The 20,784-nt window shown below is 32.1% G+C and carries 17 protein-coding genes; 4 read left to right on the top strand and 13 right to left on the bottom strand.

The features are described 5' to 3' along the window. Positions 1-164: 164 nt before the first annotated feature. The 4 genes from N1F78_RS02605 to der form a co-directional block, all read right to left on the bottom strand. Positions 165-917 (bottom strand): LytR/AlgR family response regulator transcription factor, encoded by a 753-nt coding sequence (locus N1F78_RS02605; protein ID WP_406684635.1) that lies wholly within the window; start codon positions 915-917, stop codon positions 165-167. A 12-nt stretch (positions 918-929) separates the two neighbouring features. Then, on the bottom strand, positions 930-2,282 hold the full coding sequence (locus N1F78_RS02610; protein WP_406684636.1) for a sensor histidine kinase: 1,353 nt from the start codon (positions 2,280-2,282) through the stop codon (positions 930-932). Between the two features lie 18 nt (positions 2,283-2,300). Further along, positions 2,301-3,422 carry a hypothetical protein gene (locus N1F78_RS02615; protein ID WP_406684637.1) on the bottom strand — a complete coding sequence of 374 codons (1,122 nt, stop codon included), beginning with the start codon at positions 3,420-3,422 and terminating at the stop codon, positions 2,301-2,303. A gap of 116 nt (positions 3,423-3,538) precedes the next feature. Next, positions 3,539-4,843, bottom strand: coding sequence for a ribosome biogenesis GTPase Der (gene der / locus N1F78_RS02620; protein ID WP_406684638.1), 1,305 nt, complete (start codon positions 4,841-4,843; stop codon positions 3,539-3,541). A 141-nt stretch (positions 4,844-4,984) separates the two neighbouring features. Here der and N1F78_RS02625 point away from each other — a divergent pair, with 141 nt between their 5' ends. Next, positions 4,985-5,488 (top strand): GTP-binding protein, encoded by a 504-nt coding sequence (locus N1F78_RS02625; protein ID WP_406684639.1) that lies wholly within the window; start codon positions 4,985-4,987, stop codon positions 5,486-5,488. Between the two features lie 117 nt (positions 5,489-5,605). On the opposite strand, the gene era is transcribed toward N1F78_RS02625, so the two are convergent. From era to N1F78_RS02650, 5 genes are all read right to left on the bottom strand, one after another. After that, complete coding sequence (era, locus tag N1F78_RS02630; protein WP_406684640.1) at positions 5,606-6,487, bottom strand: GTPase Era; 882 nt, start codon at positions 6,485-6,487, stop codon at positions 5,606-5,608. A 111-nt stretch (positions 6,488-6,598) separates the two neighbouring features. Then, on the bottom strand, positions 6,599-7,333 hold the full coding sequence (locus N1F78_RS02635; RefSeq protein WP_406684641.1) for an FKBP-type peptidyl-prolyl cis-trans isomerase: 735 nt from the start codon (positions 7,331-7,333) through the stop codon (positions 6,599-6,601). 114 nt (positions 7,334-7,447) lie between these two features. Then, positions 7,448-8,113 carry a bifunctional 4-hydroxy-2-oxoglutarate aldolase/2-dehydro-3-deoxy-phosphogluconate aldolase gene (locus N1F78_RS02640; protein ID WP_406684642.1) on the bottom strand — a complete coding sequence of 222 codons (666 nt, stop codon included), beginning with the start codon at positions 8,111-8,113 and terminating at the stop codon, positions 7,448-7,450. Between the two features lie 18 nt (positions 8,114-8,131). Then, positions 8,132-9,349 (bottom strand): 6-phosphofructokinase, encoded by a 1,218-nt coding sequence (locus N1F78_RS02645; RefSeq protein ID WP_406684643.1) that lies wholly within the window; start codon positions 9,347-9,349, stop codon positions 8,132-8,134. A 73-nt stretch (positions 9,350-9,422) separates the two neighbouring features. Next, positions 9,423-10,469: a PfkB family carbohydrate kinase gene (locus N1F78_RS02650; RefSeq protein WP_406684644.1), complete on the bottom strand. Its 1,047-nt coding sequence runs from the start codon at positions 10,467-10,469 to the stop codon at positions 9,423-9,425. A 155-nt stretch (positions 10,470-10,624) separates the two neighbouring features. Here N1F78_RS02650 and N1F78_RS02655 point away from each other — a divergent pair, with 155 nt between their 5' ends. After that, complete coding sequence (locus tag N1F78_RS02655) at positions 10,625-11,650, top strand: LacI family DNA-binding transcriptional regulator (protein WP_406684645.1); 1,026 nt, start codon at positions 10,625-10,627, stop codon at positions 11,648-11,650. Between the two features lie 6 nt (positions 11,651-11,656). Here the strand turns inward: N1F78_RS02655 and N1F78_RS02660 are convergent, their stop codons facing one another. From N1F78_RS02660 to N1F78_RS02675, 4 genes are read right to left on the bottom strand one after another with little or no spacing between them, the layout of a single operon-like run. Next, the gene (locus N1F78_RS02660; RefSeq protein ID WP_406684646.1) at positions 11,657-12,742 is read right to left on the bottom strand and encodes an acyltransferase family protein; all 1,086 of its coding nucleotides are present in this window, start codon (positions 12,740-12,742) and stop codon (positions 11,657-11,659) included. 12 nt (positions 12,743-12,754) lie between these two features. After that, the gene (locus N1F78_RS02665; protein ID WP_406684647.1) at positions 12,755-14,071 is read right to left on the bottom strand and encodes a sugar MFS transporter; all 1,317 of its coding nucleotides are present in this window, start codon (positions 14,069-14,071) and stop codon (positions 12,755-12,757) included. 32 nt (positions 14,072-14,103) lie between these two features. After that, complete coding sequence (locus tag N1F78_RS02670) at positions 14,104-14,823, bottom strand: LytR/AlgR family response regulator transcription factor (RefSeq protein WP_406684648.1); 720 nt, start codon at positions 14,821-14,823, stop codon at positions 14,104-14,106. After that, a complete protein-coding gene (locus tag N1F78_RS02675) occupies positions 14,820-15,860 on the bottom strand; it encodes a sensor histidine kinase (protein ID WP_406684649.1) in 1,041 nt (346 codons plus the stop codon). The genes N1F78_RS02670 and N1F78_RS02675 overlap by 4 nt, the downstream gene beginning before the upstream one ends. Positions 15,861-16,094: 234 nt before the next feature. On the opposite strand from N1F78_RS02675, the gene N1F78_RS02680 reads away from it, so the two are divergent. Together N1F78_RS02680 and N1F78_RS02685 are read left to right on the top strand one after the other, a co-directional pair. Beyond that, the gene (locus N1F78_RS02680; RefSeq protein WP_406684650.1) at positions 16,095-19,109 is read left to right on the top strand and encodes a TonB-dependent receptor domain-containing protein; all 3,015 of its coding nucleotides are present in this window, start codon (positions 16,095-16,097) and stop codon (positions 19,107-19,109) included. A 14-nt stretch (positions 19,110-19,123) separates the two neighbouring features. After that, the gene (locus N1F78_RS02685) at positions 19,124-20,710 is read left to right on the top strand and encodes a RagB/SusD family nutrient uptake outer membrane protein (RefSeq protein ID WP_406684651.1); all 1,587 of its coding nucleotides are present in this window, start codon (positions 19,124-19,126) and stop codon (positions 20,708-20,710) included. Positions 20,711-20,784: the final 74 nt, after the last annotated feature.

Consider the following 20,784-nt stretch of genomic DNA (forward strand, 5'->3'; position numbering starts at 1 on the left):
TAGCTGATGATTGGTGATTGACGATGAAATTAAAATTACCTTTTAGGGTAACATGTATTTTAATTATAATTTCTACGCAATCTACTACAAAACAAATATGATTTTTACCAAGAATGAGTCATTGGCATTATAAAACTAGTAATAGGCATTATTTTACTAGAATTTTAGCGCAAAGAAGCTAATTGATTAAGCGTTTGCTCTTTCCTATGCTTTGAAACACTGACAGTACTACCATCTTTCATTAAAATATAGCCACCATCTTTCTTAACAAAAGATTTCACATGAATACTATTAATTAAATGAGATTGATGTGTACGTATAAAACTAAAAGAAGACAACAAATCATCCCATTCCTTTAATGTTTTAGATACTAAAACGGAAGTGTTATTGGTTAAAAAGAACAGTGTATAATTGTTTTCTCCTTTACACCTTATAATATCTTCTATGGATACAAAAAAAAGTTCTTCGGCAGTTGGTAGTGCAATTTTTTTAGGTTGATTTATCTCTTTTAAATTTTCAACTAAAACCTTTAATTTATAGTTTTCATTTTTCTTTGCCACCACATCTGAAACTCTTGTTACTGCTTCCTGCAATTCGGAAATAACGATTGGTTTCATTAAATAATCTAAGGCACAAGATTTAATAGCTTTTAAAACGTATTGACTATAAGCAGTTACAAAAATGACTTCAAAATTAATTTTTGTTAAAGACTCCAACATACCAAAGCCATTTTTACCTGGCATTTCTATATCTAAAAACACCAAATCTGGTTGATGTTTTGTTATGAACTTAATACCTTCTTCTGCAGATGAAGCTTTTGCTATAACCTCAACATTTGGACAGTTTTTTTCAAGTAACCGTTCTAAATTTTGAAGATTATGAACTTCATCATCAATTAAAATACTTTTAATTTTCATTTTTTTAAGAGCTTAATAATATAACGGCATAACAATTTCTACTAAAGTACCTGTTTCATTTTTGCTTTTATCAGAGATATCTGTAATATTTATTTGAGCTTTTGTTTTGTAGTTTTCATTAATTAAGGCTATTCTATCTTTTGCTAATTTTACACCATATTTCTCTCTTCCTAAATCATTACCCTGTTTTTTCTTAGCGCTATTTATTCCAATGCCATTGTCTTTTACTAAACAAACAAAGTTTTCATCTTTAACATTAAATTCAACAATCAAGTTTTTATCTCCTTGTTTTTCTTTTAAACCATGTATAATAGCATTTTCAACAAAGGGTTGTACCAACATAGCTGGAATTTCTATGTCATTTTTATTTACACTTGAATCAACAAAAATTTTATAACTAAATGGAAAGCGTAATTTTTCTATTTCTAGATACTTTTTAATTGATGTGATTTCATCTGATAATGGCACTAATCCTTTTTCTGTTTTGTCTAAAGTCAACCTCATAAGTTGGGAAAACTCAGTTAAATAATGATTAGCTTTTTCATTATCTTCTTTATTAATTAAATTTTGTATTGCACTTAGGGCATTAAAAACAAAATGAGGATTCATCTGAGACCGAAAGCTCTTTAATTGCATTTCCACTAACAAACGCTTAGTAACCTCTCTTTGACGTGTTGTAGATATGCTCCAATTTATTAAACCTAAAGTAAGTAATAAAACAAATACAATTAAGACTGACCAAGTTGCTAATTTATATTTCTGATAAAATGTTGCCTTTTTAAAGACAAAAGTTTTTAGAAAATTTGCATATAGATAATGTCCGGTATCATTTATTGCATTATGTAATAAATTATATTCTCCGGCAAAATATATAACTATATGGTAATTTAATTTATTTGTAGAGATAACATAATCTATTTTATAAGAGTTATCAAAAAGTAAGACTTCGTTTTCCTTTAATTCTATTTTATTTTTTTGTGTATACCAATTACCCAATAAAGCTTTAGGTATTTGGTTTAATCCATTAGACACTAACTTGGTTAACTCGGTGACTCTAAACCCTTCATCTAAAATGATGTTAGAAGCATTTGTTTTTGAAGTACTTATATACTTAACATTGTTATTATAATGAACGCAAGTAAAATCCAGTCTATCGTTTTCTTTAACAATATCATTGTACCCATACAAGTCATTACTTATAACAATATAATCTTGTGAAATTATAAGAGATACTTCGTTTTTATCATTTACCCAAACCCCATAAATATAATCTGGTAAATGAGATGGCAACACACTTACTCCCTGCCCAAACAAAATTGTAGAGACATGAAAAAAAAGAAAAAGAATTACATATTTTATTTTCAAACGAAATGTACCTATTAGCTAGTTTTTAACTTTTTTATACTTAGCATTTACAAAACCTTTTGGTTGCATAACAAATTCTCCATCAACTTCCCTGGCACCATATAAATCGTAATTTCCATTTTTGTAAATAACAAACCAATATGCATTCCCAGACTCAATAACCTTATCTATTCTCCCCTCAATTTCGTATACACCCAACTCACCGTGATCATTAATATAAAAATAATCATCAGTTATTTTTATTTCCTTAACATTAGCCCAATGTAACCAATCTCCTTTTATTTGTTTTGGCACCTTATTTAAATTAGGTTTTCTTTTTAAGGTCATTAATCTATTAGTTCTAATGGTCATTGTTTCTTCATCTAAACTAAGAACCTCAAAAGTATGAGATAAGCTACTAATTTTAAACTTATTATCTCCTATTTCATCTATATTATGATAATACTGGATTCTAAAATTTGAAATAATATAATCTGGAGTAGTCATTAAAATTAAGGTCCCGTACTTGTCATACCAACTTCCAAAAAAGGTTTCTGGTAAATCCTTTGGAAGTTTGGTGTTAACATTTTGCTCATTTTCACTTATAAGTCCTCTCAACATTTTATTATTAGAAAAAACGGCAACCTCATTACTTGGATACCCAATAACAATATTCTCTTTAAAATCGGGAACATTAATTCCAGAAGAAAGGTTAAATGCGCTTTTATTTTGAAGAAAACTCACACCATCTTTGGTTAAATTTAATTTATATATAAACCAATTACCGCCTTTATTAGATTCACCGTAGTTAATCCATTTAACATCCTTTGGTAATGCAGGAAAAAAAAGTTTAAACCTAATTTCATCAGAATCTTCAAAATAATTTTTCCCCGTCAAACTTATACCTTCTGTTTTTAAAATATAAAGCCTTTCGCCTGTTCCTGATGAATCTTCAATGTATGTTTCTCTGGGGATTGCCACCCAACTACCAATTGGGGATTTTATATGGAAATGAATTACAGTTTCAGTATTTGATAGTTCTACTTTAGTTACAGTACCACTAATATTTTTACTAATACAATCAGGGTTGTTTATCACCTTTTGCGAAAAACCATTTATAGTAAATAATGATAAATATATTAATAACAGTAACTTTTTCATAGCAAGTATAAATTCATTGTTAACACAAAAATATATTTCCTAAATGAAAAAGGTAGAGTAAAATTAGAATTTGACTAAACTGAATGAGAGTTTAGCATAAAACAATTAGGTAAACTTTACTTTTTACGCATATAAACGCTTACTGGAACACCTGTGAAACCAAAATTCTCTCGCAGTTTATTTTCTAAGAATCGTTTGTACGGATCTTTAACATACTGCGGTAAATTACAGAAAAAGGCAAACTGTGGCTGGGGTGTTGGCAACTGCATAATGTACTTAATTTTTACAAACTTACCTTTATATGCTGGCGGCGGATAATGCTCTATTATAGGCAATAGCACCTCGTTTAGTTCACTAGTTTTAATACGCTTTGATCGGTTTTTATAAACTTCAACTGCCGTTTCTATAGCTTTATAAATTCGTTGCTTAGTTAAGGCTGAAATAAATACTACTGGTATATCTGTAAAAGGTTCCATTTGCTTTTTTATAGCTTTTTCGTATTCCTTAACAGACTTATGATCTTTCTCAACCAAATCCCATTTATTAACTAAAACCACAATACCTTTTCTGTTGCGCTCGGCTAACCAGAAAATATTTTGAACTTGCCCATCAAAGCCTCGGTTAGCATCTAAAACCAGTAGACAAACATCTGCATGTTCTATGGCACGTATACTACGCATTACAGAATAAAACTCTAAATCTTCTTTTACTTTAGACTTTCTTCTAATACCTGCTGTATCAACCAAATTAAATTCAAACCCAAAACGGTTATATTTAGTATCAATAGAATCTCTTGTTGTTCCTGCTATATCAGTTACTATATATCTATCTTCTCCTATTAGAGCATTAATAAAGGATGATTTCCCAGCATTAGGACGCCCAACAACTGCAAAACGAGGTAGCTCTTCCTCTATAACTTCCTCTTTTTCCGGTAAAGCCTTAACTAAATCATCTAATAATTCACCTGTACCGCTTCCATTAATACTAGCTATAGTGTAATAATCACCTAAACCTAAGGCATAAAATTCTACAGCATCTTCTGCTCTTTTAGAATTATCTACTTTATTAACAGCTAAAAAAACAGGCTTGTTAACTTTTCTTAGCAATTTAGCAACATCTTCATCCATTCCTGTTACTCCAGTTTCAACATCAACCATAAAAATAATAGCATCTGCTTCATCAATGGCTAACTCCACTTGTTTATCAATTTCTGCTTCAAAAATATCATCACTCCCAACTACATAACCACCAGTGTCAATTAATGAAAACTCCTTTCCATTCCAATCACTTTTTCCATAATGTCTATCTCTAGTAACACCACTAACAGCATCAACAATGGCTTCTCGTCTTTGAATTAGTCGATTGAAAAATGTTGATTTCCCAACATTTGGCCTTCCTACAATAGCTACTATATTACTCATATCTTAATAAGTTTCTTCTAAATTTGAAACATTTTGCAAAAATAGAAAATATCCCGCCATATGTACTTCTTTTTGGCAACTATTCGTGTATCATGTATTTTTAATAAAAATGTAGTACTTTGATAGCTATAAAACTACAAAATGCCAACTGCCAACAATATTGTTTTACGTCCTAGATTTAAAAAAGAAGTTTTAGAAAGTAACCAAGTTCTTTTAAAGGCTTTTGAAGATGCCAAAATTGAACAATCCAACTTTATTGTTACACGATTGGATAATCATGTTTTTATTAAATTCCCAAAAAAAGTCCAGCGTTTTTGGACTCCACAACTCCATTTAGAAATTGATGAAATAAATGACAACTCAAGCCTAATATATGGCTTATTTGGTCCTAACCCAACGGTTTGGACCATGTTTATGTTCTTTCATTTTATTATAGCTTGTTTGTTTATAGCCTTTGGAATATGGGCATATTCTAATTGGAAATTAGGCAATGACTTTATTCTTCAGATTAGCATTATGATTTTAATGATAATTATTTGGATTGCGCTGTATTTTGCTGGAAGTATTGGAAAAGCATCCAGTAAGGATGAAATGCACAAGCTAAATGACTTCATGAATAGGATACTAGAAAAGAAAAAGTCTTAATTTTAAAATTAAGACCTTTTATAACTAAACTAACTAACTCAAAATATAACAAACTTTGATACGTCAAAGATATTTTAAGATGTGTAAAACTACAGTTAGGTTAATTTAAAATAATTATTAATTGTTATAGCCAAAACGTCTAAGTTGGTTTTGATTGCTACGCCAATTTTTATTCACTTTTACATATATTTCTAAGTGAATTTGCTTGCCAAAAAATTTCTCTAAATCTTTTCTTGCTTCAACACCCACACGTTTTAAGGCACTACCTTTATGTCCAATAATAATTCCTTTTTGGGTATCTCGCTCTACCATAATTACAGAGCGTATTCTTATTATTTTGTCCTCCTCATGAAACTCCTCAGTCTCCACCTCAACGGCATAAGGAATTTCTTTTTTATAGTGCAGTAAAATTTTTTCCCTTATACTTTCATTAATAAAAAACCGCTCAGGCTTATCTGTTAATTGGTCTTTTGGATAAAATGCGGGAGACTCTGGAAGTAGTTCAATAATTCTGTTAAACACCTCATTTACATTGAAACCGGTTAAAGCTGAAATTGGAAAAAATTCTGCTTTAGGTACTTTATCCTGCCATAATTGAGCTTGTTCTTCTAGCTGTTCTTGATTTGAATTATCAATCTTATTCAATAATAGTAAAACAGGAATTTTAGAATTTTTAATTTTATTAAAGAAAGCCTCATCCTTTAGAGCCTTTTCTCCTATTTCAACCATATAAACCAATATATCAGCATCCTCAAAAGCAGACTTAACAAAGTCCATCATAGATTCTTGCAGTTCATAGGCTGGTTTAATAATCCCTGGTGTATCACTAAATAGTACTTGGAAATCATCACCATTAACAATACCCAAAATTCTATGTCTGGTAGTTTGTGCTTTAGAAGTTATTATTGATAATTTTTCACCAACAAATGCATTCATTAACGTTGACTTACCAACATTAGGGTTACCTATAATATTTACAAAACCTGCTCTATGTGCCATATATTAATTTTGTGCAAAGTTACAACCTTGATTGATTATTACATCACTTATATAAAACAAAAAAGCAGGAAGATATCTTCCTGCTTTTCAATATTTTAAAATAGTTAGAAATTATTTAACTATTTCTATTAATTCTACTTCAAAAATTAATGGCATAAATGGTTTAATTGCTCCTCCTGGTCGTGGAGTTGCTCCATAAGCCAATTCTTGAGGAATAAAGAATTTGTATTTAGATCCTACAGACATTAACTGTAACCCTTCTGTCCATCCTTTTATTACTTGACCTACACCAAAAGTAGTTGGCTCACCTCTATCTACTGAACTATCAAATACAGTTCCGTCAAATAATGTTCCATGATAATGTACTTTTACTCTATCTGATGAAGATGGCTTTTCTCCTTCTCCTTCTTTAAGCACTATATATTGCAAACCACTTTCTGTAGTTTGAACACCTTCTTTCGAGATATTTTCTGCCATTAACTTTTCTCCTTCAACTTTTATATCTCCGTACTGTTCTTCAGCTTTTTTTGCAGCTTCTTCCTTTTGCTTTTCAGCCATTTCTTGCTGCTTTTTTTGCATATAGCCTCTTATAATTTCTTGTGCTAAAGTTTCATCAATTTTAACATCTGCCGAATCAATTACATTTTTGTATCCTTGATAAAAAACATCATGGTCAAAGTCATCCTTAAACGGAGCCGCTTTTACATTTTGAGCAACTGACACGCCAATGGCGTAACTTAAAGAATCAACCTCTGTTTTTAAAGGTTTGTTTTGCGCACCATTTTTATTACATGACACCACTACTAATACTATTGCAAAAACACTTAAAATTTTTCCTATTTTCATTTCTATTATAATTATTTTGTGTGAACTTGCTGCGAATTAACGAATTTATGTTCGAAATAAAAAGAAAAGAGCCGCAATAAATTGCAGCCCTTCCTTCTAAAATAGATACTGTTATTATCTAACAGATTCAACAATAGCCAAAGCATTTTTTACATCCTGCTCTAACTTGGCGTAATCTTTATTTGCAATAATATCTTTAGATATTAATTTAGATCCCATACCAACACATGTTACCCCAGCATCAAACCATGCTTTTAAATTTTCTTCTGTTGGTGAAACTCCTCCTGTTGGCATAATAGAGGTCCATTGTTGTGGCCCTTTAATACCTTTAACAAATTGAGGTCCGTAAATATCGCCAGGGAATAATTTTACTATTTCGCATCCTAATTCTTCTGCTCTTGTAATTTCAGTTAACGTACCACACCCAGGAGACCAAAGAACTTTTCTTCTATTACAAGCAATTGCAATGTCTTCTCTTAATACAGGTGTTACAATAAAGTTTGCACCTAAAGCCATATATAATGAAGCTTGTCCTGCATCTGTAACAGAGCCTACACCCATGATCATACCAGGTAATTCTGCTATAGCGTATTTAGTTAACTCACCAAAAACTTCGTGAGCAAAATCACCACGAGCTGTAAACTCCATTAAACGCGCACCACCATCATAACATGCCTTTAATACTTTTTTACTTAGTTCTATATCATTATGAAAAAACAAAGGAATCATTCCTGTATCTTTCATTGCTTGAGCTACTTCTAATCTTGAAAATTGTGCCATAATATTTTTATTAATTTTTTAATTCCAGTTTAATATTTTCTTAAAATCGTATGCTTCTGGGTTCGGTAAATATTTCTTTGCCTCTTCATAATCCTTCTCCTTAATATAAAAAAGGTTATTTATAAACAGTTGTGCCATATCTGAATTAATATCCACTAATCTAGGTGGAATCTTTCCTTCATTATCTTCAAAATCTTTTAAATATAATGGCATTATATCTCCCCTTGAATTTGCACTTACAATACATCCAGAAGCTCCTTGATCATATAATTTTTTCACACCTATACCTAGTAATGTACATAGTGTTAAATCGAATGCAATTGGTTTACTGCATCTTAATTCATATCCAAGTTCTACAGGCCTAGATTTAATTTCTAATCCAAGTTCTTTTAATTTAACTTGCAATAAATAATTGAATATATGCGACTTGCTAACATTTCCTAATTCAGGATGTCCATGGTCATCATAGGTGAAATTAATTCCTGAATTTATAATTTCATCTTCATCCATAAAATGAAAAACACCTTCACTAACCAAAGCAACACCATATTCTATACCCTGTATTTTACATTTAACAATTGAAGAAATAATCATATTAATTATTTTATCAAATGTTATATTGGTTTTGTTAAACATTTCAGGAATTATCATCATTTGATAATGACAAGCAGATGCAATTCCAAAAGCTAAATGACCAGCAGAACGCCCCATTGCAGCAACTACAAACCAATTTTCGCTAGTTCTAGCATCTTCATAAATTGTATTACCAATTCGAACTCCTTCATCTTTAGCCGTATGAAAACCAAAAGTTGGGTTTCTGTCTGGCAAAGGTAAATCGTTATCTATAGTTTTAGGAACATGAACATGTGCAACATCCAAATCCTGACTATTAACATATTTGGTTAATCTATTGGCAGTTGAGGCTGTATCATCTCCACCAATAGTAACTAATAATTTCACATTATGTTTCTTGAAAAAATCTGCTTTAAAATCGCTATCTTTTGGTTTAAATCTACTCATTATTAAAGTTGATCCGCCCAGGCTAAAAATGCGATCTGCACGATGAAAATCAAAAAAAACTAAGGATGGATTATCAGAAAGTAATCCTTTATATCCATGATGTACACCTATAACATCATAACCATCTTTTAAGAAGGTTTTGGCCAATGTACTTATAACAGTATTTATACCAGGTGCAGGACCACCTCCACACATAATTGCAACCGCTTTTTTCATAGAAAATTATTGGTTTTAATATTTAATTTAAAAACTACAAGGCTTTAAAAAACCTTGTAGCTTTTAGAATATATTATCTAGCAACTCTACCTGAAGCATCACCGCCCATTAATTTTTCTACTTCTGCAACTGTAACTAAGTTAGCATCACCTTTAATGGTGTGTTTTAAACAAGATGCGGCAACGGCAAAATCTAAGGCGTTTTGATCATCTTCTGGGTATTTTAATAATCCATAGATTAAACCTCCCATAAATGAATCTCCACCACCTACTCTATCAACGATATCTGTGATTTGGTATTGACGTGTTTCGTACATTTTCTTACCGTCATATAAAACACCTGCCCAAGTATTATGAGATGCAGAAATAGAACCTCTTAAGGTTGTAATTACCTTTTTAGCTCTAGGGAATTTTTCCATCATTTGTTGACAAACAGACAAGAAAGCTTCTGCTTTAACATCATGACCTTGAGTTTGTACCGTGATTCCTTCTGGTTTAATTCCAAAATGCATTTCAGCATCTTCTTCATTTCCTAATACAATGTCACAATAAGATGTTAACTCTGTCATAACAGCTTCTCTATGAGCATCGTCACAATACTTCCATAGTTTAGCTCTATAATTTAAATCTGTAGAAATAGTAATTCCTTTAGCGCTAGCCGCCTTAACAGCTTCTAAACAAACATCTGCAGATCCTTGAGAAATTGCTGGTGTAATACCTGTCCAGTGAAACCACTCAACACCTTCAAAAACAGCATCCCAATCAATCATTCCAGATTCTATCTCTGCAATTGCTGAATGTGCTCTGTCATAAACAACTTTACTACCTCTAGAAACAGCACCTGTTTCTAAAAAATAAATACCTAAACGGTCTCCACCCCAAACAATCTTATCAACTCCAACTCCTCTTTTACGCATTTCCATCATAGCGCACTCACCAATATCATTCTTTGGTAAACGCGTTACAAAATCAACATCAACTCCATAATTAGCTAATGATACTGCTACGTTAGATTCTCCTCCTCCATAAATAGCATCAAAACTATTTGCTTGAGAAAATCTTAAAAAACCTTGAGGAGCTAATCTTAACATGATCTCTCCAAATGTTACTACTTTACCCATTTTTAAAATTCTTATTTAAATAATTAATTAGTTTGCTTAAACGTTTAAGCATATATGAAAAAATAAATCAAAACTCATAATATAGATAAGGGGTTTTGATTTATTCTATTAAAGCAATATATTTGCTTAAACGATTAAGCAAATATATAACAAAATTGGGAAACAAAAAAAAAGCAACTATAAAAGATATTGCTAACGTATTGAATATCTCTCCTGCCGCGGTATCTAAAGCACTTCATAACGATTCCCGAATTAGTGATAAAACTAAAAAAGCGGTTAGACAGGTTGCAAAAAATTTAAATTATCAGCCAAATCATCTAGCTAGTGCACTTAGAAAAGGAAAAAGTAACTTAGTTGGAGTCATTGTTCCTAGAACAAATAGCAACTTTTTTTCATCAGTGATTCAAAATATTGAAGAAGTTCTAAATAAAGAAGGTTACAACATTATAATTACACAATCTAACGAATCTTACAAAAAAGAATGTGATAGTATAGATGCTTTACTATTTACTCAAGTTGATGGTATTATTGCTTCCATGGCTAACGAAACTGTAGATTTAGATTATTATGAAAAGGTGAAATCAAAAGGTATTCCTTTAATTTTATTTGACCGTGGTGAAAATGATTTGAATGTTGATTATATTGGAATTAATGATTACGACAGTAGTCATATGATTGTTGAGCATCTGGTAAATCAAGGTTGTAAACGAATTGCTCATATTGGAGGTTTTAAGCGTACAAGAATATTTAACAATAGAATAAAAGGTTATACTGATGCCATTAAAAAGCATAATTTACCGTTAGATGAAGAACTGCTAATTGAAAGTAGTCTTACCATAGAAGATGGGAGAAACAAGATGCAACAATTATTAAACTTGAATAAAAGACCTGATGCTGTTTATGTTGCTGGGGATTATGCCGCTTTAGGTGCGCTTCAAGTTCTAAACGAAAACAATATCAAAATCCCTGATGACATGGCTTTAGTTGGTTTTGGTGATGAACCTTTTACTGCCATGGTAACTCCAGCAATTTCTAGTATTAATCAGCATAGTGCAGAAATAGGCAGACTAGCTGCTATTACATTTTTAGAACATGCTAAAAACGATGTGATAACACAATCTCTTAACAAGAAAATATTAGATGCTGAATTGATTGTGAGGGATTCATCTCATATTAAATAATTCTTTTTACACCTTTATAAATATCTTTCTCTTATAAAGAAAATATGCTAAAAGAACATAAAATAAAACAACCGATAATGCATATAAAAATGAGCCCGTATTTAATGGCATAAATGATTGCACAAAAATAGTGTTATATAAAAATGAATGTATGGAGTGATTTTCATTCACCTTAATAAAATACATACATTTTGAGATAAAACTAGATAAGAAATATATTGTAATAGCATTCATTCCCACATATTTAAATATAGTTCCAAATTGAAATTTCTTAACATCAATCAAGTAATAAATAAGGCTCAAAAACAAAGTACCCCAACCACTGGTTACTAAAACAAAACTACTACTCCAAATGGCTTTGTTTATTGGAAACCATATATCTAAAACATAACCAGATACTAAAAGAATAGCGGCAGTAATAAATAGCAAGCTAACATGTTTTAATCCATCTAACAACTTTCCAATTAAAACTCCAATCAAGCAAGTTACAATTGAAGGCAGCGTACTTATCAAACCTTCAGGATCATAATCTGGTTGCCACATATGTTTTCCTAAAATTTGAAGGTCTAAATAATTAGCCCAATTATTTGGAGCTCTGTCAAAAGTTGGAGATACACTATCAGGCATCGGAACAAAACCTAAAAACAACCAATACCCTATTAAAATAAAAAAACCAATTCCTAAAAGTGTTTTCCAATTACATTTCAAATACAAAATGGCAGTAACAAAGAAAACAATTCCAATACGTTGAAGTACACCAGGAAAACGTAAAGTTTCTAAATCTTCAAAAAACGGAAAGTGAGGTGTAAATATATTTAAGAATAACCCAAGCCCGATGAGTTTTGAACTTCTCATCAATACCTTATTATAAGTTGTTGCACTAGCCGTTTTGTTTTTGTAAGCGAAATAAATAGAAATTCCCACTATGAATAGAAAGAACGGAAATATCAGGTCTGTAGGCGTTAATCCATGCCATTGCGCATGCAATAATGGAGCATAAACGTTGCCCCAATCACCTGGAGTATTAACCAAAATCATGGCAACTATGGCAAACCCTCTTAAGATATCAACCGATGCAATGCGTTGTTTCACTATAATTCGTCTTTAATTATTTTTAAGACCAATTTTATGTCCCCAAAAAGCATAATAAAAGATAATAATATAACAAGGTAATAAAATCCAATATCCACTTGAAGCGGCTTCTGCAGTAGCAGCAATTTCTTCTATACCACTAGTAATCAATTGTTCTTTTCTATGATCAACTATTGCCCCATACAAAGGCGGAATTATAGCACCTCCGGATATAGCCATAATCAATAATGCTGAAGCTGTTTTAGTAAACTTACCCAACCCTGTTAATGCTAAAGGCCATATAGCTGGCCATACTAAAGCATTTGCTATACCTAAAGCAGCCACAAATAGCACAGAAGTAAATCCTGTTGTAAATACTATACAGAATGAAAGTATTATTCCTAAAATAGCACTGACTCTTAATGCCAATGCCTGACTTATGTATTTTGGTATTAAAAATACACCAAGGGCATAAGTAGCAACCATTGCCATTAAAGTGAATAAAGTAAAAAACTTAGCTTGTTCAACTGGAATATCTAACGAAATACCATAAGAAATAATAGTATCTCCGGCAATTACCTCAACACCAACATAAACAAATAAGGCAATTACTCCTAGCCATAAGTGGGGAAATTGAAGAATACTTGTTTTTGCAGTTTTTCCAGCTTCAACTTCTTCTGAATCTTCAGCCTCAACGTGTGGTAAAGGAGCTTTTCTAATTAAAACACCAAGTAAAAACAATGCAACAGCCATTACAATATATGGTGTAACTACACTGTCAGCCATAGTGTTTAACAAATCTGCCTTTTCCGAGGCACCAACTGTAACTAACTTCTCTTTTATATCATCTATTCCAGATAATAAAATTGCTCCAAATATTACAGAACCTAACCCTCCTGCCACTTTATTAGCAATTCCCATGATGGCAATTCGTTTTGCGCCACTTTCAATAGGTCCCAAAATGGTAATATATGGATTTGATGCTGTTTGTAGTAAAGTCATTCCAGCTCCTTGAATAAAAATTCCAGTTAAAAACACCCAATATGTTCGTGCTTCGGCAGCAGGAATAAAAACTAAAGCACCTAAACCCATAACTATTAAACCTAAAGACATACTTTTTCTGTACCCTACTTTACTAATAATATAAGATGCTGGTAATGCCATTACCACAAACGAAATATAAGATGCCGAAGCCACTAAATATGATTGCGCATCGGTTAACTCATTAATTGTTTTCATAAAAGGAATAAGCGCCCCGTTAATCCAGGTTACAAACCCGAAAATGAAAAACAATCCGGCAATGATTAAAATTGGTATTAGTGTTTTATTTTTTTCTTGAGTGTTAGTCATGATTTCTGGTATAATTTTAAATATAGTTTTAGTTAGTTTTTATCGTCATTAATATTAAAAATACGCTCTTTCGCTTGTTTTTGATAATTTCGTCCGATAGGAATTTTTCTACCAGAAATCTCCACAGTATTGCCATCAAGTGCCACTACTTTATTGATTGAAACGGTATAGGATCTGTGGATACGCATAAAATTAGATTGAGGTAATTCTTCCGTTATTGCCGTTAAAGATTTATGCACCACATAATCACCTAAACTTGTAATTACTTTAATGTAATCCTTGAGACTTTCTATATAAAGTATATCATTAAGATTAACCTTAATTAACTTCTTATTCACTTTTAAAAAGATATGTGGTTCTTGTTGTAAAGAAGTATCTGCAGTAGCGTTAGAAACATAAACTTGTTGATAGATTTTATTGACAGTTTTTAAAAACCTATTAAACGGTATTGGTTTTACCAAATAGTCTAAAATATCAAGTTCAAAACTTTTAACAGCATACTCTCTATAGGCCGTAGTAATAACAATTAATGGTTTATAGCTCAGGTTCTCAATAAAAGAAAAACCTGTCATTTGCGGCATGTTTATATCAAGAAAAATTACATCTATTTTTTCTTGTTCTAACACCCTATATGCCTTTAAAGGGTTATTGAAGGTTTCAACAATTTCTATATGATCAAAACTCTTTAAATGGTTTTCAATCACAGTAATTGCCAAAGGCTCATCATCTATTATAAGACACTTAATCTTCATTTCTGTACCGGTATTTTTAAAAATAAATTATAAACATCCCCTCTTTCTTCGGTCTCTAATATATAATTACTTGAAAACAATAAGTTCAATCTTCTTTTAGCATTTTCATTTCCTATTCCTCTGCCAGTTTTTTTTGTTGCATTAGGATTGAAATTATTTATCAAATTAAATTCTAAATATTCGTTTTTAACATTAAAGCTCATTTTCATCTGTAATTTTTCATTTTCATTAAGCCCATGCTTAAAACAGTTTTCAATAAACGAAAGCAATAACAAAGGAGGCACATATATGTCATCTATATCCCCTGTAATATCCATCTCAGAATCAATTCTGTCATTAAACCTTAAACGTTCAATATCTATAAAGTTATTAATATGATTAATTTCTTCTATTAAACTAGCTTTTGAACTTTTAACCTCATATAAAATATATTGCATCATATCTGACAATTTTATTACCAGCCTAGGTGCATTATCAGATTTTTTTAATGTTAAAGCATAAAGATTATTTAAAGTATTAAAAAAGAAATGTGGTTGAATTTGAGTTCTTAAAAATTTAAGTTCTGTACTCATTTGAAGTTTTGCCAAATCTTCATTTCTCTTCTTTTCAATTGACCAGTCAATAACTAATTTAATGGCGGTAACAAAACCTATAACATATAATTCACCTAATATTACTGCTATTATATGGTTAAGTTCCATAAATTTTGCTGGATCTTCAGCTTCTGGCCAAATATCTTCTGTTACCAGCAAGTAATTTAATCCCGTTCTAACCAAATATACCATGGCTAACATAAAAACTAACGAGAAGATGTAAACCCAATACTTTTTTCTAAGTATAAACCTTGGTATTAGGTAATATATATTAATATAAACTATTATGATGTGAATAGGAAACTCAACCAAATTTGATTTTAAGGAGTACCAGTAATCATCAAAATAGCTTCCCCACCTCACAAAATTAAATATGAAATAACCCAACCAGAAGATTACATGATATCTGATGGGAATGGTCTGCCCTATTTTCTTATTAAACAATGAAATAATTCTTAAATTTAAACAAGGTTTATTAAAAAAAACCTATTAATTCAAGGCAATTTTAGTAATATATTCATTAAATAGCAATTAAATTGACAATTGTTTATTTTCCAAAATCACTTATCGAGATTTTAACGTTGTCTGTGTGTAAAATGATGTAGTTCAGATAAAATCTTTTAAAACTATTTTCATAATGGATAGTTTGGCTCAACTTAAAACAAAATAATCAAAATTATGAAACAAAACTTACGTAAACTTTTCTTGTTTTCTTTCTTACTTTTAATAGGGCAAGTTTCTTTAGCTCAAGAAAAAGAAATTACAGGAACAGTAACTTCAAAAGCCGATGGCATTCCTCTTCCAGGAGTAAATGTTATTGTTCAAGGCACAACTAACGGTGCCCAGACAGATTTTGATGGGAACTATTCACTTACAGCTAATGTAGGTGACATTCTAGTCTTTTCCTATATAGGAATGACTACCCTTGAAATTACTGTAGCAGATTCTAATACTATTAATGCTAAACTTGAAGAAGATGCCCAACAACTTAGTGAAGTTGTAGTAACAGCTCTTGGTATTAAAAAGACTAGAAAATCTTTAACCTATGCGGCTCAAGACATTAATGCTGATGAGTTAAATAAGGCAAAACAAACTAACCCGATGAATAGTTTATCTGGTAAAGTATCTGGGGTTTCAATTACAAGAAGTTCATCAGGTGTTGGTGGCTCAGTAAAGGTAACGCTACGTGGAAACTCTTCTATTGGAAACAACCAACCACTTTATGTAGTAGATGGAGTTCCATTGTCTAATCCATCTTCAAGTCAACCAGGAGAAACTTTTGGTGATATAAACGGCGGTAATCGTGATGGTGGTGATGCTATGGCACTAATTAACCCAGATGACATAGAGTCTTTAACAGTATTAAAAGGTGCTTCGGCATCTGCATTATATGGTAGTGCTGGTTTAAATGGTGTAATTTTAATTACAACTAAAAAAGGACGTTCAGGTAGCTTTAAGGTAGATTTCTCTTCAAACCTTACGGTTGATAGCGCTGCTTATACAATGGAATTCAATGATGAAGCTCAAGGTAACATTGATGATTTTTTAGACACTGGAATAACTAACATAAACTCATTATCTGTTTCTGGTGGTACCGAAAAAGCTCAAACTTATTTCTCTTACAGTAATTCATTTGCATCTGGTATCCTGCCAACTAACAATCTAAAGCAACATACTTTTAACGTTAGAGAAACTGCACAATTGTTTGATGACAAATTAAACATAAATGCATCTGTAATGGCTTCTACCCAAAATATTAAGAACAGACCAATCTCAGGTTTATATTTTAACCCTTTGGTTGGAACTTATGCATTTGAATCTGATTCTGAACGATTATCTGATTATGCCAACTTTGAAGAATTTGAGCCTAATAGAAATATTATGGCACAACGTTGGTTTAGAGGAACGTCTGATATAGAACAAAACCCTTATTGGATTCTAAACAGAAATGCCTCTGAAGACACTAATAAGAAATTAATAGCTTCCTTAAACCTTAACCTTAAGGTTAACGACTGGTTATCATTACAAACTAGAGGAACTTATGATCAATCTCTATTCAACTTTGAAAGAAGAATATATGCTACTACTGAAGCTACATTGGCTCCGGCTAATGGTAGATATATTGTATTTGAAAATGATTATACACAGTTATATGGTGATTTCATAGCAAACATTAACACTAACATAAATGAAAACACATCTGTAACTGCCATTGTAGGAGCTAGTACCACGCGTACTACTACAGAAACATTTAATGCCGACTCAGGTACAAACGGAGGTTTACAATTTGCCAATGTATTTACTTACCAAAACTTTAATGGTAACCCTGCTGTAAACTTTACTCAAAACTCTTTAGAAACAAGAGTTAATTCTGTATTTGCTAGTGCAACAATTGGTTTTAGTGATAAGGTTTTTGTGGACTTAACTGCTAGAAACGATTGGACCTCTACTTTACCAGAAGAAAACAATTCGTTCTTTTACCCATCTGTTGGTGTAACAGGAGTATTAAGTGAATTATTTGAATTACCAGAAAGTATATCATTTGCTAAACTTAGAGCTTCTTATGCAGAAGTAGGTAACGGTTTTGCAGCAGATTTAATTTCTCCTAATAATAGCATCATTTTTGGTGGTGGAGGAGTAAATCCTACAGATCCAATTAGACCATTCCCCGGTTCAACGCCAAAGCCTGAAAGACAAAAATCTTTCGAAATTGGAACAGAATGGAGATTCAACAACAACCGTTTAGGGTTTGATATTGGATACTACAACACTAAAACTGTTGACCAATACTATGCCTTTGCAACTTCAGTATCAATTATTGGAGCTCCACAAGCCAACCTAAACTCTGGTGAAATTTTAAATAAGGGTATTGAAGCATCTATTTTCGCTATTCCTGTGCAAAAAGATGATTTCAAATGGACAACAAACGTAAATTTTGCTGCTAACAAAAATGAAATTGTTAGAATTTACAACGGACAGCAATTAGAAGGTCTTATTGAACCTGAATTCTTTACTCTTTCTGGTAAAGGTGTAAACACATTTGGCTCTTACTTAGTTGAAGGTGGTTCTTTTGGAGACATTTATGCTCAGGTTGTTAGAAGAAATGCAGATGGATTACCTATTATTGAAGGTGACGCTGTTATCCAAAATGATGATAATACCGTTGACGGATTAACAAAAGTAGGAAACGCTAACCCAGACTTCACATTAGGTTGGAATAACTCTTTTCAAATTAAAAACTTTACTGTTGACTTCTTAGTAGATGGTAAGTTTGGTGGAGAAACAATGAGTATGACGGAAGCAATTGTTGAAGGGTTTAGTAACAATTCAGCAAGAGAAACTAACAACGGTTCTGTAAACGTTCAAGTAGATGGTGTTGCAACAACAATGTCTGCTCAAGATTATTACGGTAAAGTTGGTGGTAGAAATGGTTTTACAGGAGAATATATTTATAGTGCTACAAATGTAAGACTGGCAGAATTTGCAGTTGGTTATAACTTCAAACTAGGAGAAAACTCATTATTCAAAAGAGTAAAGGCTTCATTAGTAGGAAACAACTTGTTGTTCTTCTATAAAGACGCACCGCATGACCCTAACTTATCTTTAAGTACAGGAAACGCATTACAAGGTGTAGATGTTTTAGGACTTCCGTCATCTAGAAGCATAGGTCTAAATCTAAATGTAACATTCTAAAAAAAATGAACACAATGAAAAGAATAAATAAATTATTAGCATGTTTAGTTGTTTTAGGTCTAGTTGGTGCTTCTTGCAGTGAATTAGAACAATTTAACGGCAACGAAAGAAACATATCCCAAGAGCAGTTGGAAGTAGATTTTCAGCATGTAGGATCTAAATACAAACCAATCTTTGAGAGTATTTACCAATATACTCCTGCTTGGTCATACCAATTACAACAAAACCTTAATGCCGATGTGTATTCTGGTTACCTGACAAACCCACGTCCATTTGTGGCTGGTGCAAATAACACCACATATAGTTTAGTAAGTGGATGGAATAATTTCATTTGGTCTGTTCCTTATTCTAATGTAATGAACAACGTTCAATCTATAACCGAATTAACAGAAGGTTCATACCCAACATTACACGCTGTTTCACTTATCCTTAAGGTTGAAGCTATGCATCGAGTATCAGATGTCTTTGGTCCTATAGTTTACTCCAATTTTGGAGATTTAGCAAATGCCGGAGTTTATGATTCTCAACAAGAAGCTTACAATGCTTTTTTTGCAGATCTTGACACAGCTGTTGCAAGTTTGATGGCCGATATTGATAGTCCACGTTTTTCAGCATTCGATTTATCGTATGGTGGAGATTACACACAATGGGTAAAATTAGCTAACTCTTTAAGGTTACGATTGGCTATTCGCATTTCAAAAGTAGATTCTAGCAAAGCAAAAACTGAGGGTGAAAAAGCCTTATCACAGCCATTAGGCTTATTAGCCTCGAATGATGATAACTTTAATGTAAATAGTTCTTTAGATCACCCTCTTTCTGTAATAGATAATTCTTGGGGAGATATTAGAATGAATGCTTCTATGGAATCTATACTTACAGGTTATGATGATGGACGTGCAGAAAGTTATTTTGATGCACCAACTAGTGTAGCTGGAACTGTAAAAGGTGTTAGAGGTGGATTGCCATTATTACCAGGTTATGCAGATGAGTTAGAGCAAAAGGCTGATTACATAGGATTCTCTGCAATTAACGATGGTGTACATACTTCAACCGTACAATTAATGACAAGTGCCGAGGTGTACTTCTTAAAAGCAGAAGCAGCTTTAAGAGGTTGGACAGGTGCTGGAGATGCTCAATCTAACTATGAAATGGGTATTGAAACATCATTTGAACAACACGGTGTTGGTGGAGCTGCTGCTTACATTGCAGACAATGCCTCTGTTCCGGCAGATTATGTAGATCCAGTGAACGCCTCTAATAACATTGCTGCATTAAGTAACATAACAATTGCTTGGAATGGTGCAGACGATAACGAAACAAAATTAGAGAAAATAATCACTCAAAAATGGATAGCTATGTTCCCGGAGGGGCAAGAAGCTTGGAGTGAATTCAGACGTACTGGATATCCAAAGATTTTCCCTGTGGTGAGTAATCAAAGTGGTGGTGTAGTTGATACAGATATCCAAATAAGACGTATCCCTTTTGTTGACAGTGAATTATCAACAAATCCTGATGGAGTAACTGGTGCGGTAACCAAACTTGGTGGAGCAGACAATGCTGGAACACGCCTATGGTGGGATACTGGAGGTTCTAACTTTTAATTTTTATTAAGTAAGAGTAGTTTATAAATTGTTTAGTTGATTGTTTAGCGAACGGAAACTAAAGTTTCCGTTCG

Source organism: Seonamhaeicola sp. MEBiC01930 (genome assembly GCF_045277075.1).
Taxonomy (GTDB): domain Bacteria; phylum Bacteroidota; class Bacteroidia; order Flavobacteriales; family Flavobacteriaceae; genus Seonamhaeicola.